General features: G+C 71.5%; 10 protein-coding genes. 4 read left to right on the forward strand and 6 right to left on the reverse strand.

Annotation, left to right across the window (positions count from 1 at the left end; all coding sequences use genetic code 11):
• The first annotated feature begins 563 nt into the window (after window positions 1–563).
• On the forward strand, window positions 564–1,067 hold the full coding sequence (locus LXN57_RS07500) for an inorganic diphosphatase (RefSeq protein ID WP_251797270.1): 504 nt from the start codon (window positions 564–566) through the stop codon (window positions 1,065–1,067).
• Window positions 1,068–1,178: 111 nt separating this feature from the next.
• Here the strand turns inward: LXN57_RS07500 and eccD are convergent, their stop codons facing one another.
• The gene (gene eccD / locus LXN57_RS07505) at window positions 1,179–2,615 is read right to left on the reverse strand and encodes a type VII secretion integral membrane protein EccD (RefSeq protein ID WP_251797271.1); all 1,437 of its coding nucleotides are present in this window, start codon (window positions 2,613–2,615) and stop codon (window positions 1,179–1,181) included.
• A 162-nt stretch (window positions 2,616–2,777) separates the two neighbouring features.
• Between eccD and eccCa the strand changes: the two genes are divergently transcribed.
• Together eccCa and mycP are read left to right on the forward strand one after the other, a co-directional pair.
• A complete protein-coding gene (eccCa, locus tag LXN57_RS07510) occupies window positions 2,778–6,728 on the forward strand; it encodes a type VII secretion protein EccCa (RefSeq protein ID WP_251797272.1) in 3,951 nt (1,316 codons plus the stop codon).
• A gap of 159 nt (window positions 6,729–6,887) precedes the next feature.
• Window positions 6,888–8,138: a type VII secretion-associated serine protease mycosin gene (gene mycP, locus LXN57_RS07515; RefSeq protein ID WP_438872845.1), complete on the forward strand. Its 1,251-nt coding sequence runs from the start codon at window positions 6,888–6,890 to the stop codon at window positions 8,136–8,138.
• A 229-nt stretch (window positions 8,139–8,367) separates the two neighbouring features.
• On the opposite strand, the gene LXN57_RS07520 is transcribed toward mycP, so the two are convergent.
• From LXN57_RS07520 to LXN57_RS07540, 5 genes are all read right to left on the reverse strand, one after another.
• The gene (locus LXN57_RS07520; RefSeq protein WP_251797274.1) at window positions 8,368–9,546 is read right to left on the reverse strand and encodes a MarP family serine protease; all 1,179 of its coding nucleotides are present in this window, start codon (window positions 9,544–9,546) and stop codon (window positions 8,368–8,370) included.
• A 34-nt stretch (window positions 9,547–9,580) separates the two neighbouring features.
• Window positions 9,581–10,306, reverse strand: coding sequence for an NUDIX hydrolase (locus LXN57_RS07525; RefSeq protein ID WP_251797328.1), 726 nt, complete (start codon window positions 10,304–10,306; stop codon window positions 9,581–9,583).
• A 64-nt stretch (window positions 10,307–10,370) separates the two neighbouring features.
• On the reverse strand, window positions 10,371–11,012 hold the full coding sequence (locus LXN57_RS07530) for a TlpA family protein disulfide reductase (protein WP_251797275.1): 642 nt from the start codon (window positions 11,010–11,012) through the stop codon (window positions 10,371–10,373).
• The gene (gene nth / locus LXN57_RS07535; RefSeq protein WP_285904606.1) at window positions 11,009–11,803 is read right to left on the reverse strand and encodes an endonuclease III; all 795 of its coding nucleotides are present in this window, start codon (window positions 11,801–11,803) and stop codon (window positions 11,009–11,011) included. The genes LXN57_RS07530 and nth overlap by 4 nt, the downstream gene beginning before the upstream one ends.
• Before the next feature lie 53 nt (window positions 11,804–11,856).
• The gene (locus LXN57_RS07540; protein ID WP_251797276.1) at window positions 11,857–13,044 is read right to left on the reverse strand and encodes a CapA family protein; all 1,188 of its coding nucleotides are present in this window, start codon (window positions 13,042–13,044) and stop codon (window positions 11,857–11,859) included.
• A 205-nt stretch (window positions 13,045–13,249) separates the two neighbouring features.
• Here LXN57_RS07540 and LXN57_RS07545 point away from each other — a divergent pair, with 205 nt between their 5' ends.
• Window positions 13,250–13,927 carry a Crp/Fnr family transcriptional regulator gene (locus LXN57_RS07545; RefSeq protein ID WP_020515203.1) on the forward strand — a complete coding sequence of 226 codons (678 nt, stop codon included), beginning with the start codon at window positions 13,250–13,252 and terminating at the stop codon, window positions 13,925–13,927.
• Window positions 13,928–14,030 lie beyond the last annotated feature (103 nt).

The raw sequence follows: 14,030 nt of genomic DNA on the forward strand, positions 1-14,030 counted from the left end.
GGAGGCCCGGGCGGGCGGCGGCGGGCCCAGGTCGCGCGTCTTCTCGCCGACGGTTCGGTCGGCGTCCCCGGCCGGCGGCTGCGGCTGCATCAGCCGATTTTCCGCCCCGTTCGCACCGCCGCGCGGCGATTGCCCCGATTGGGGGTCGGACGCAGCCGGAATCTGTGCCCGTCCAGGCATCACCTGAGGCCGAACGGCCGACGGCGGCACGGTCGCCCGACCGCCCGTTCCGGCCGGTTCGGATGATTGCCGGGACCCCTGCGCCCCGGCGTGCCCGCTGAGGTCGGCGGTCGTGCCGGTTTGCGGCGAAGCGACACCCGGCGCACCTTCGCTCGGGTTACCGTTTCCAGAGCCGCGATGCGACTCGGACACGCCGTCGTATCCGGGACCATCGTGTGAATCTTGCCTCCCCACGAGCCCCTCCTAGAGCGCGGCGTAAGACTTAGGGGAGACTAGCGACATCCGGCACACCGTCGCGCGCGGATCCTGTCGGCCGCCAGACCGGCCGCAGTGTTTCTCGCCCGGCCCGGTTTCTCTCCAGCGGGCGAACAAGGGAGCACAAGATGGATTTCGACGTAGTGGTTGAGATCCCCAAGGGTCACCGCAACAAGTACGAGGTCGACCACAAGACGGGTCGCATCCGGCTCGACCGGACGCTGTTCACCTCGACGCAGTACCCGGCCGACTACGGCTTCATCGAGGGCACCCTGGGCCAGGACGGCGACCCGCTCGACGCGCTCGTGCTCATCCAGGAGCCGACCTTCCCCGGCTGCCTGGTCCGCGCCCGGGCCATCGGCATGTACCGGATGACCGACGAGAAGGGTCGCGACGACAAGGTCCTCTGCGTCCCGTTCGAGGACCCGCGTCAGGAGCACCTGCGCGACATCCACCACCTCGGCGAGTTCGACCGGATGGAGATCCAGCACTTCTTCACCGTCTACAAGGACCTCGAGCCCGGCAAATCGGTCGAGGGCGCGACCTGGACCGGCCGCGTCGAGGCCGAGGAGGAGATCCGGGCGTCGTTCAAGCGCCAGGAGGTCGCCGAGGCCGAGGGCGTCGACCACTGACGTAACACCCGCCGCGCCCCGCCGTCGCCCGCCGACGTCGCGCGGCTCCCGTACGCGGGCGGCTTCGAGCCGCCCGCGTGCTGCTTTTCCGGGGGCTCAGGTTTCCGGGGCTCAGGCCAGGCTGATGCTGCCCACAGCGTCGTAGAGGCCGACGACCGCGCAGGCCACCGGGATGACCGAGACCACCACGAGCGTGTCGAACAGGTCGGCGGCCCGGCCCAGGTAGGGCGAGGGCGGCTTGCGCGAATAGGTCGCACCGGCCACGACCGTGATCAGCGCCAGGACGAGCGCGGCCGAGGTCACGCCGAGCCGCATCGTCGCGTCCGACCCGCGCAGCAGGTCGGCGCCGAGCGCGGCCACCCCGGCCAGGCCGCCCACGACCAGCGGCACCCGCTGGCGCAGCGTGATGAACAGCCGCGAGCGCAGCAGCAGCGCCGCCGCCGAGACGGCGATCAGGATGCGGGCCGAGAGGGTGCCGGCCACAGCCAGGACGGCGAACGCGCCCACGGCCAGCACAGCGTGACCCAGCAGCATGCCGGCCAGCAGTTCTTCGGTGCGGGTCACGGCGGCGAAGACGGTCGCCCGGTCGGGACGCTCGCGGGCCGCGTCGAGCGCGCTCGATGTGCTCGCCGTGGTGAAGCCCTCGGCCGCCTCGGCTCCGGTGGGCAGGGTGACCGGCGGCGTGGGCATCTTGCCGAAGCGGATCGCCAGCAGGGGCAACGCGCCGATGCCGCAGACCAGGATCGAGATCAGCACGGCGGCCGAGCCCGCGGCCGTGGTCACCATGCTGACCAGCGCCGTGAGCGCGCCGAACAGACCGGCCACCGCGCCCGCCGTGAAGAGCCGCTGCTGAGCCGCCACCCCGATAGCGCCGAGCGCCGCGACCAGCAGCAGCGCGACCGAACCGGCCAGCAGCTCGGAGCCACCGAGCCAGGGCAGCAGACCGACGACGCCGACCCGGTCGTCGGTGGCGACCAGAACCGCGCCGCCGGCGAAGCCGAACGGCATCGCGTAGGCGCCCAGCGCGGCCCCGGCGCGGGCATCGCCGTACGCCCGGGAAGCCGTCACCCCGGCCAGCGCGAGCAGCACCGCGAGTCCGAGGCCGGCGAAGGCCGCGCCGTTCCAGGCCGGACCGGCGGCGAGCACCGCGAACAGGCCGAGGGCGAGCAGCACGCCCGCCCCGACCAGGGTGGCCGTGCGGGTCGAGGCGGGCGTCCAGGCGCTGCCGCGACGGCGGGCGCCCTCCGCGATGGCCTCGACCACATCGTCGTACTCGAGTTCGGGCCACTCGTCGTGGGCCGGCACCAGATGCAGGATCTCCCCGTCGCGTACACCCTGCGGGAAAAGACCCTGCGCGGTGGCCAGCGCGACGCCGTCGGTGCGCCGTAGCACCCACCCGCCGTGTTTCTCGCCGTCGTCGGCCAGCCCCTCGCCGGCGTGACGCAGCACCTCGGGCAGCAGTTCGGCCAGCGGCACGTGCTCGGGCAGGGCCACGTCGATGCGGCGCTGCGGCGCGCTGATGGTCACCCGCGCCAGACCGATGCTCATGGATCGCCCTCCCCGTTGCGTGCCGCATATGAGATCGAAGGTGACGAGGCTGCGGACGCGAGCAGACTTTACCTACCATGGGCCCAACGCGACGTCCGGCGACGGACCGGCGCACAGGGAGTGACCATCACACCCTTGTCGACGAAAGGGATAAAACGCGGCATGAGCACGGTGGTGATCAAACGGTCGGCCCGGCGACCCGCGCCGGAGATTCCGACCGGGGAGATCGCTGTCGAGCCGCCGCCCGAGATCCCGCAGGCCACGGGTGGCCGCTGGCAGCAGGCGATGATGGCGCTGCCGATGCTGGGCGGCTCGGTGGCCATGGCGATGATGATGGGGCAGGGTCGCGGCGGGGCGTACTCCTATGTGATCGGTGGCCTGTTCGGCGTCTCGTCGATCGCGATGATGGCGACCAGCTTCGGTTCGAACGGCTCGCCCAAGAAGGCCGAGATGATGGCGGCCCGCCGTGAGTATCTGCGGCACCTGTCCGGGCTGCGCAAACGCGTCCGCGAGACGGCCCGCAAGCAGCGCGTCGGCCTGCTCTACCGCCACCCCGACCCGACCACGCTGTGGTCGACCGCCGGCAGCCACCGGGTGTGGGAACGCCGCACCAGCGACCCCGACTTCGGCGTCGTCCGGCTCGCGGTGGGCCCGCAGACGCTGGCCACTCCGCTGCTGCCACCGGTGACCCGGCCGCTCGACGAGCTCGAGCCGATGACCGCCGGCGCCCTGCGGCGCTTCCTCGACGCGTACTCGGTGGTTCCCGACCTGCCCGTGGCGGCGTCCCTGCGCGGTTTCGGCCGCGTGTTCCTGCGCGGCCCCGAGCCCGACGCGCAGGCCCTGTCCCGCGCGGTGGTCACCCAGCTGGCCACGTTCCACGCGCCCGACGACCTGATCGTCGCGATCTGCGCCGGCCCCGAGCGACGCTCCTCATGGGAGTGGGCCAAGTGGCTGCCGCACAATCTGCACCCGTCCCGCACCGACGCCCTCGGTCACGTGCGACTCGTCGCCAGCACCGGCCCGGAACTCGAGAAGCTGCTCGAGGACGTGATCGGCAACCGGCCGCGCTTCGGCTCCGGCGGGCACAGCACGCCGCACGTGGTGATCGTGCTCGACGGGGCCGACCTGCGCGGCGCGACCCAGCTCGACGACGGCATCGACGGCGTCACCGTCCTCGACCTCGACGAGCAGCCGCCGCGTCTGCTCGACCGGTCCCTGCTGGTGCTCGAGGTCGCCCAGCACGGCGGCCGCCGGGTGCTCAACACCTACTCGATGGACCACGAGGCCGAGGTCGGCACGCCCGACAGGCTCAGCGTCGAGCAGGCCGAGGCGGTCGCCCGGCGGCTGTCCCCGCTGCGGCTGGCCGCGATGTCGAAGTCGGCCGACACACCGCTGGCGGCCGAGATGGGCCTGGCCGACCTGCTCGGCATCGGCGAGCCCGACACGTTCAGCGTGGCCCAGGCCTGGATGCCCCGGCCCAACCGCGACAAGCTGCGGGTGCCGATCGGGGTCGGCGCCGACGGCGCGCCGATCGAGCTCGACCTGAAGGAGTCGGCCCAGGACGGCATGGGCCCGCACGGGCTGCTCATCGGGGCCACCGGCTCCGGCAAGTCGGAACTGCTGCGCACCCTGGTGCTGGCCCTGGCCACCACACACTCGTCGGAGTCGCTGAACTTCGTCCTGATCGACTTCAAGGGCGGCGCGACCTTCGCCTCGCTCGACCGGCTGCCGCACACCGCCGCGGTCATCACCAACCTGGCCGACGAGCTGCCGCTGGTCGACCGCATGGTCGACGCGATCGACGGCGAGATGATCCGCCGGCAGGAGGTGCTGCGCAAGGCGGGCAACTACGCCAGCCTGCGCGACTACGAGAAGGCCCGTGCCGGGGGCGCGGCTCTGCCCCCGCTGCCGTCGCTGCTGGTCATCTGTGACGAGTTCTCCGAGCTGTTGTCGGCCAAGCCCGACTTCATCGACCTGTTCGTCCAGATCGGACGGCTGGGCCGGTCGCTCGGCGTCCATCTGCTGCTGGCCAGCCAGCGCCTCGAGGAGGGTCGCCTCCGCGGCCTGGACACGCACCTGTCCTACCGGGTCGGTCTGCGGACCTTCTCGGCGCTCGAATCGCGGGCCGTGCTGGGCGTCCCGGACGCCTACGAGCTGCCGCGGTCCCCCGGGCACGGTTACCTCAAGTTCGGCACCGAGCCGCTGCTGCGCTTCAAGGCGGCGTACGTCTCGGGGCCGGTGCGCAAGGCCGGCACGCGCGCCGCCGCCGGTGGGGCCGGGGCGGAACCCCTGGTGCTGCCGTATTCGACGAGGTACGTCCCGGCGCCCGAGCCCGTCAAGCCGGTCGAGCCACAGCCCGTGGAGACCCAGAACGGCCAGACCGTCCTCGACGTGATGGTCGACCGCCTCAGCGGACAGGGGCCGCCGGCCCACCAGGTCTGGCTACCGCCGCTGACCGTCTCGGCTGCCCTCGACGAACTGCTGGGCCCGGTGGTGGCCGACCCGGTCCGCGGGCTCGCCTTCGCCAACCCCGAGCTGCACGGCGCCCTCCAGGTGCCGATCGCGCTGGTCGACAAGCCGCGCGAGCAGATCCGCGACGTCATGTGGCTGCAACTGTCGGGCGCGGCCGGGCACGTCGCGGTCGTCGGCTCGACGCTGAGCGGCAAGTCGACGGCGCTGCGCTCGATGATCTGCGGTCTCGCCCTCACCCACACCCCGGCCGAGGTGCAGGTCTACTGCCTCGACTTCGGCGGTGGCGCGCTCGGCACGCTGCGCGACCTGCCGCACGTCGGCGGGGTGTCGGGCCGGCTCGACGCGGTGGGCGTCCGGCGTACGGTCGGCGAGATCTCCACGCTGCTGTCCGAGCGCGAGGCACGCTTCGGGGCGATGGGCATCGACTCGATGTCGTCCTACCGCCGCCGCCGGGCCAACCCCGCCAACCCGGGCACCGACACCGACCCGTTCGGCGACGTGTTCCTGGTGATCGACGGCTGGGCCACGCTGCGCAAAGAGTACGAAGAACTCGAACCGGTCATCACCGACATCGCCACCCGTGGTCTCTCGTACGGGATCCACGTCGTCGTCGCGACCTCGCGGTGGATGGACTTCCGCCCGGCGATCCGCGACATGTTCGCCTCACGGCTCGAGCTGCGGCTGGGCGACCCCAGCGACTCCACGGTCAACCGCCGCGCCGCGATGACCGTGCCCGAGCAGTCCGGCCGTGGCATCATCGATCACCCGGCCGACAAGAACAAGTTCCTGCACCTGCTGACCGTGCGACCCGAACTGAGCACCCTGGCCGACACGACCGACCTGGTGAAAGAGGTCGCGGCCAACTGGCACGGGGCGCCGGCGCCGCGCGTCCGGCTTCTTCCGGCCCTGGTCCCGTACGCGGAAATGGACCTTCACCGCAGCGGCGGCCTGCGCCTGCCGATCGGCATCAGCGAGGCAGACCTGCAGCCCGTCGAGATCGACTTCGCCTCGGACCCGCACTTCCTGCTCTTCGGCGACGCCGAGTGCGGCAAGTCGACGTTCCTGCGCGCCCTGGCCACCACGGTCACGCAGCGCTTCACGCCCGAGGAAGCGCGGATCATCCTGGTCGACTACCGGCGGTCCCTGATGGACCTGCCGGAATCGGAACACCGCATCGGGTACGGGATCCAGGCGCAGAAGACGCTGGAGCTCATGCAGTCGGTCGCCGGCTACATGGAACGCCGCCTGCCCGGCCCCGACGTGACGGCCCAGCAACTGCGCGAGCGCTCCTGGTGGACCGGGCCCGAACTGTTCGTGCTGGTCGACGACTACGACCTGGTCGTGGCCGGTCCGACCAACCCGCTCACCCCCCTGCTCGAATACCTGCCGCAGGCCCGCGACGTCGGCCTGCACCTGATCCTGACCCGGCGGGCCGGCGGCGCCGGGCGGTCGCTCTACGAACCGGTCATCCAGCGGCTGCGCGAACTGTCCGCGCCCGGCCTGGTGATGTCCGGGCCGCCCGACGAGGGACCGCTGATCGGCAACCTCCGCCCGGCGCTGCTGCCGCCCGGCCGGGGCCGCTTGCTCACGCGGCGTGAGGGCGTGCGGCTGATTCAGTTGGCACACCTGGCGCCGTACTGACGTGCGCCAGGATTTAACAGACAGCGAGTGCGATAGGCATAGACAGACAGCAGCCGCCGGGGCCCGTTTGGGAGTAATCTGCATCGACCATCCAGGATCCAGAATGGCGATGCGAACCGTGAGCGCTGAACGGGTGAGTGACCGGCCGGCCGCGCCGCGATGGCGTGGTGCCCGTTGGTGAGCGCACGCCGTCTCGCGGCGGCCGCCACTGCCGGCCTGTTCGCGCTGGCTCTGCCCGCCGCCCCGGCTTTCGCCGAGCCCACCCCGCTGCAAGGCGATTCGGTACGCGCCGACGAATGGCACCTGGGCACGCTCAACGTCGCCGAGGCCTGGACCTACTCCAGCGGTTCCGGCGTCACGGTCGCGGTCATCGACTCCGGGGTCGACGCCGACCATCCCGACCTGCAGGGTCAGGTGCTTCCCGGCCTCGACCTGGTCGACGACAAGGGCGACGGCGACACCGACCTGGTCGGCCACGGCACCACCGTCTCCGGCATCATCGCGGGCCGCGACGACGACACGGCCGGCGTGGTGGGCATCGCCCCCAAAGCCAAGATCCTTCCGGTACGCGTCCTCGACGAGGACAACCGCTACAACGACGCCCTGATCGTCGCCCAGGGCGTCCGCTGGGCGGTCGACCACGGCGCCAAGGTCATCAACCTCTCGCTGGGCGGCAACGGCAGCAGCGCGGCCCTGGCCGCAGCGCTCGACTACGCGTTCGCCAAAGACGTGGTGGTCATCGCCTGCACCGGCAACGCGAGCGCGTCGTCGTCCAGCGGGGTGTGGTACCCCGCTCGTGAGCCCGGCGTGCTCGCCGTGGCCGGCATGGAACGCGACGGCACCACCCTGTGGTCCGGCTCGATCACCGGCAAAGAGACTGTGGTCACCGCCCCTGCCACCCAGTTGGTCGGCGCGAACGCCGGCGGCGACTACTGGAAGGTCCAGGGCACCAGCTTCGCCGCCCCGATGGTCTCGGCCACCGCCGCCCTGATCCGTTCCCGCTGGCCCGACATGCCGGCCGGCGAGGTCATCAACCGCATCATCCGTACGGCGAAGGACAAGGGCGCCGCCGGCCGCGATCCCCTCTTCGGCTTCGGCCTGGTCGATCCGGTCGCCGCCCTGACCGCCTCGATCCCCCCGGTCTTCGAGAACCCGCTCGACACGTCCCCGTCGCCCGGCATTGCCCGCTTCGGCAGCGCCCCCGCTCCGGGCCAGGCGCTGTCCGCCCCCGACGGCGAAACGCAGGAGTTGCTCCCCGCCGCCCCCGAGTCCGACCCCGGCACGGGCGCAGCCCCCTTTGCCGCCCCACCGGCGTCCTCCCACAAGGCCTGGTGGGCCACCGCGGCGCTGTTCCTGCTCTCCGTCGCCGCCGCGGTCCTGACATTCCGCCGCTTCGCCGGCACCACCTGACAGTTCCGCGCCATCAGCCGGTCCGGGGATCCGCCGCCACCAACCAACTCGCCGTCCCCGTCAGCACGCTGAGGCGCCACGGTGCTGGCTCCAGACTCGGTGACCCGGACGATGCGCAGCCCGAGCCGCGTTTCGTCCCCGTCCGCGCAAACGCCTCGAACACGCCGACGGCAACCGACCCGTACGCAACGCTGGAGCGGAAGGCGGCCGAGCGCAGCCGGGACGCTGATCAGGCGCAGTCGCCGGTGCGGACGCCTCTGGTGCGGGACTCGCCGGCCTGGGCCACCGGGGCGGCCTCGTTGGCGGTCAGGGCGAAGCCCGTGTTCTTGTCGTCGGCGGCCGCGGCGAAGATGACGCCCAGCACCTGGCCGTTGGTGGTGATGAGCGGACCGCCCGAGTTGCCGCTGCGGACCAGGGACCGGATCGTGATGATCTCGCGGGTCACGTCGCCCGAGTCGTAGATGTCGGGGCCGGTGATCTTGCCTACGTCGCGGACGCGGGCGGACTGGGCGTCGTACGGGCCGTCCTGGGGGTAGCCCAGGACTATCGCGCTCGCGCCCGTGGCGGCCTGCTTGGCCACGAAGGGCATGACCGGCGCGGTCAGGCCGGGCACGTAGAGCACCGCCAGGTCGCGGTCGGGGTCGTAGACGACCACCGTGGCGTCGACGCGGCGGCCGCTCACCTCGACCGTTGTCTCGCGGGTGCCGGCGACCACGTGCGCGTTCGTCATCACGCGCTCGTCGGCGTACACGAAGCCGGTGCCTTCGATGCGGCGCGAGCAGCTGGGCGCCGTGCCCAGGACCTTGAGCACCGAGCGCTTCGAGCGGGCGACGATCTGGGAGCCCTTGAGCTTCGGGTCGGGCGCCGCCACGTCCTTGGCCTTGGTGGGGGTCAGGCCGCCGAAGACGGCCGGGAAGCCACTCGTGTCGAGGGTGTCGCCCAGCGCCGACGACAACGCCTGTGCCTGCTCGGGCATCAGGCTGTTGATGCCGCCCAGGATGGCGCTGTTGCGCACCGCGGAGTTGAGACCGGGGAACGGGGTCGAGCCGAGCGGCACCGCGATCAGCCAGGCGACCAGCAGCACCGCGACCAGCGAGACGGCCGCGCCGCCGGCGTCGTCGAGGCGCTGCAGCGGCGGGCTCTGGATGGCGCGGCGCAGGTGGGTGCCGAGCCAGCCGGCCAGTGTCTGCCCGAGCACGGCGACCGCGAAGATGGTGACCAGGGAGACGACCAGCCGCGCGGTCGGGTCGGTGAAGCGGTCGGCGATCAGCGGACCGAGCTGGAGACCGATCAGCACTCCGCTGAAGAAGCCGCCGAACGACAGCGCGCCGATGACGAAGCCCTGGCGGTAGCCGCTGATCGCGAAGATCAGCATGAGCAGGATCAGGATGCCATCGACCACGGACACTCACCCACAGTAGAAGTCGCGGGCCACCATCGGTTCATGGCAGGACCTCGTCGGGCGCTCCGCCGCGTGTGGCGGGCACCGGGGCGCTCGCTTCCGGCAGTTCGGCCAGGGGTCCCGGCTCCCACGGCTGCGCCCAGCCGCCCATGTCGAGCACCGTCGAGATCACCCCTGCCGTGAAGCCCCAGACCAGCATCCCCCGAACCTGGAAGGCCGGGCTGACCCAGCCGCTGGGATGCCGTACCCGGATACGGTTGCGCGGGTCGACCAGTTCACTGATCGGCAGCCGGGCCACGTGCGCGACCTCGGCCGGCTGCCGCGGGCTCACCGGGTGCGGGCGCCGCCACCAGGCCAGCACGGGAGTGACCACGAACGAGCTGACCGGAATGTAGAGGTCGGGCAGCAGCGCCAGCGCCTCGGCACTCGACGGGTCGAGCCCCACCTCTTCGTTGGCCTCGCGCAGGGCGGTGGCCACGGCGTCGGCGTCCCCGGGGTCGGTGCCGCCGCCGGGGAACGCGGGCTGGCCGGCGTGGTTGCGCATGGTCGCGGCCCGCTGGAGCACCAGCAGGTCGGGCCCGCCGGGGTGGCCGGCATCGGGCTCGCTCTCGCCGAGCAGCACGAGCACAGCGCTGGGCCGGCCACCGCTGGGCGGCGGCCGGAGCGGCGTGAAGTCGCTTGTACGGCTGCCACCCACCCGGCTCAGCAGCGGCTCGAACCACGACGGCAACCCGACGGGCCGCTCGAGCACCTTGCCCTCGCTCACCACGCCGCCGCCCACGGTCGGTCGCCACCCGCGGCGAGGCCACCGATGCGCCGCGCCGGCCGCCTCATGGGGTCACCGTCACACCGGTGTGCTTGCGGACCTGCTCGGACAATCCCCGGGCGTCCAGCGGCAGCGGGTGCACATAGGAACGACCGGCCGAGTCGAGGAAGACGGTGACCGGCAGGTTGATGCGGCCGAGGTTGTTCAGCAGGGCGCCCTTCTCGTCGAACAGCGTCGGCATGCGCACGCCCTTGTCGGTGGCGAAGTCGGCGCCCTTGTCGCGCTGGTCGCCGGAGTCGACGCCGAGCACGGTGAGCCGCCCCGCGGCCTTGTCGGCCAGGCTCTGCATGACCGGCAACTCGGTGCGGCAGGGCTGACACCACGACGCCCAGATGTTGATCACCGCAGGCCCGCGCAGCGTCCGTAGCGAGATCTCGTCGTCGCCGGTGAAACAGGGGAGCTTCAGATCGGGCAGGTCGGTAGCGGTGGATGCTCCTGAGATGGGGGCGGCCGACGGCGGTGGCGCGCTGAGGGCGTCGCAACCCACGAACGGCGAGGCCACGGTCGGCTCGTCGTCGCCACAGGCCGCGACCGCAGCCGCCAGCAGAAGAACAAGCGGCGCCGCCAGCAGCCGGGAAAGCCCAGGACCACGTCGCAGCGACACAACCGGTGAGCGCGTGGACCGGGGGTTTGCGGCCTGGCTCACGGGGCCTCCGGCGCGGCGACCGCGGCCGCCGGCACGAGCGCCGGGTCGACCCCGGCGGCAGCGGCCAGCTCACGGGCCCGGGGCCCCTTGAGCAGCTTGGCCGCGGCGGCCGCCTCGGTGGGCCCGGTGCCGTAGGACGGGCACATGGTGGCCAGCGTGCACGCCCCGCAGGCCGGCTTGCGCGCGTGGCACACCCGCCGGCCGTGGAAGATCACCCGGTGCGACAACATGGTCCAGTCGCGCTTCTCGATCAGGTCGGCGACCAGGAATTCGATCTTGACGGGGTCGTCCTCGGAAACCCAGCCGAAGCGGTTGGTGAGGCGCCGGAAGTGGGTGTCGACCGTGATGCCGGGGACGCCGAACGCGTTGCCGAGGATGACATTGGCCGTCTTGCGGCCGATGCCGGGCAGCGCGACCAGCTCGTCGAGCGTCGCCGGCAGGACGCCGTCGTGCCGTTCGAGCAGCGCCTGCCCCAGCTTGATCAGCGAGTCGGTCTTGGCCCGGAAGAAGCCGGTCGGCTTGAGCAGCGTCTCGAGCGCCGTGCGGTCGGCCGCGGCGTAGTCGGCGGCGGACTGGTAGCGCTTGAACAGCTCGGGGGTGACCGTGTTGACCCGCACATCGGTGGTCTGCGCGGACAGGATCGTCGCCACGGCCAGCTCGAGCGGAGTGGTGAAATCGAGCTCGCAATGCGCGTCGGGATGCGTGTCGGCCAGCACGCGGGCCATCTTGCGGGCCCGCCGTTTGCGCCCGATGGGCGTCTCTGCCGCGAACCGCTTGACCGACCGCACCACCTGAGTCACCGCTTTAGAGTACGTCGCCCCTACGACAAGGAATCCGGCCGTGACTACGGCTTGATCGAGCCGTCCGCGCCGAACGTCGGACCCGTCTCGGGGAAGTCGGCCTTGGTCAGCTGGGCCACGAGCTTGCGCCCCCGCTCGGCGGATTCGTCGCGGGTCGGCAACCCGTTGGAGTTCATGTACGTCGAAAGCAACTTCCCACCCACGTACGAGCCGTCCTTGCTCAACGTGACGTGCAGGACTCCGCCGTACTTCAGCACGCCCGTCCGCGACAGGGTGCGCCCGCCCCCGGCGAAGTTCCCCAGGCTGTACGCGATGAGTTTGCCCTTGTAGAACTCCATGCCCCGGAGCACGTGCGGACCGTGCCCGACCACCAGGTCGGCCCCGGCGTCGATCACCGCGCGGCTGAACTTCATCGGGTCGCCCCGGTTCTCGCCGAAGAACGTCTCGGTGCCCGGCTTCACGTGCTGCTCGTCGGTGCCCTCGGCGCCCATGTGCACCTGCACCACGACGAGGTCGCCCTGCTCCTTGGCCTTCTCGACCACGGACCGGGCCTGGTCGAGGTCGAGCAGGCTGTTGGCGCCGGCGTACGAGGAGAAGCCGACCACCGCGACCTTGATCCCCTTGACCTCGGCCACGGTGATCTCGTCGGTGTTGCCGGTGGCCTTGACGCCGGCCTCGTCGAGCGCCTCGCGGGTGTTGCGCGCGCCCCGCGTACCGAAGTCCTTGGAGTGGTTGTTGGCCGTGTTGACCAGGTCGAAGCCGCCGTCCCGGAGGTGCTTGGCGTAGGACGGCGGGGACCGGAAGGCGAAGCAGTTGGTCGCGGCCGCCCCGCACTTGGAGGTGCCGGTGTCGGTGGTGAGCGGCTGCTCGAGGTTGCCCATCACCAGGTCGGAGGCGAGCGCCTTCTTGACCGAGTCGAAGAATCCCGCCCCGTCGGCGGGTGGCATGCGGCCGGGCGCGTTGCTCATCATGATGTCGCCGGTTGCCGAGAGTGTGACGGTCCCGACATCGGCGGCCGACTCCTCGACCGGCTCCCGCGATGACGAAGAGGCGGGAGGGGCCGGGGTGGAACGGGTCGGCTCGGCCCAGGAGGCGGCCGGCTTCCCGGAGTCCCGGTTTGCGAAAGCGACACTTCCGACGCCGATCGCGGCCAGGACCGCCAGGACAATAGCGACAGTAAGGACGGGTCGTCCAAAAATACCCGGCCGTGGATGCGAGGGGTGGGAATTCATCGACGGCGACGATACCTTCAGGTGGCCACGCGGAAGAACCGTCGAAAGGCTGGTCGTCGACCACACCGGGCGACGAAAAATACTGCCCGTCACGGTCGGGATGGTTACCCTGCGGTATCTGGATCAAGGGGTGCCCGCCCGATTCTTGCCCGCGTGCGCCTAGACTGATCGAGCGCAGGCGTTGCGCGTGTTCGGAGGTGCGGCGATGGATGAGGTACTGGCGCGCAGCGGGATCTTCCAGGGCGTGGACCCGGAGGCCGCCGAGGCGCTCGCCAAGGAGATGGACACGGTCGAGGTCCGCAAGGGCGACGTCCTGTTCAACGAGGGCGAGGCCGGTGACAGCCTGTATATCGTGCTGTCCGGGAAGATCAAGCTGGGACGCCGTGCCGCCGACGGCCGGCAGAACCTCGTATCGATCATGGGCCCGTCCGACATGGTCGGCGAGCTCTCGCTGTTCGACCCCGGTCCGCGCACGGCCACCGCGACGGCGGTGACCGACGCCCGGCTGGCCCGGCTCAAGAAGACGTCGCTGCGGCCGTGGCTCAACAACCGGCCCGAGATCGCCGAGCAGCTGCTGCGGGTGCTCGCCCGCCGGCTGCGGCGCACCAACGACGCCCTGGCCGACCTGATCTTCACGGACGTGCCCGGCCGCGTGGCCAAGAACCTGCTGCAGATGGCGGGCCGGTTCGGCACGCGCGACGGCGGCGTCCTGCGGGTGACGCACGACCTCACCCAGGAGGAGCTGGCGCAGCTCGTCGGCGCGTCCCGCGAGACGGTGAACAAGGCCCTGGCCGACTTCGCCTCCCGCGCGTGGCTGCGGCTCGACGGCAAGAGCGTGATCATCCTGGACCCGGAGCGTCTCGCGCGGCGCGCCCGCGTCTGACCTGAGCTGATCTTCAAGGGGCCGTCCGGTGGACGGCCCCTCATTGCGTATGTAAACCCCTGAAAAGGCGACAAACCAGCCGCATTTGCATCCGTGTCGCACC

Source organism: Paractinoplanes hotanensis (assembly GCF_023717965.1).
In the GTDB taxonomy this organism is placed as follows: Bacteria; Actinomycetota; Actinomycetes; order Mycobacteriales; family Micromonosporaceae; genus Actinoplanes; species Actinoplanes polyasparticus.

What these genes read in the sequence shown, in the direction of transcription:
- eccCa (WP_251797272.1), top strand. Translation starts at nt 2,778, where the DNA reads ATGAGCACGGTGGTGATCAAACGGTCGGCCCGGCGACCCGCGCCGGAG.
- LXN57_RS07545 (WP_020515203.1), top strand. Translation starts at nt 13,250, where the DNA reads ATGGATGAGGTACTGGCGCGCAGCGGGATCTTCCAGGGCGTGGACCCG.
- eccD (WP_251797271.1), bottom strand. Translation starts at nt 2,615, where the DNA reads ATGAGCATCGGTCTGGCGCGGGTGACCATCAGCGCGCCGCAGCGCCGC.
- LXN57_RS07500 (WP_251797270.1), top strand. Translation starts at nt 564, where the DNA reads ATGGATTTCGACGTAGTGGTTGAGATCCCCAAGGGTCACCGCAACAAG.
- LXN57_RS07540 (WP_251797276.1), bottom strand. Translation starts at nt 13,044, where the DNA reads ATGAATTCCCACCCCTCGCATCCACGGCCGGGTATTTTTGGACGACCC.
- mycP (WP_438872845.1), top strand. Translation starts at nt 6,888, where the DNA reads ATGGCGTGGTGCCCGTTGGTGAGCGCACGCCGTCTCGCGGCGGCCGCC.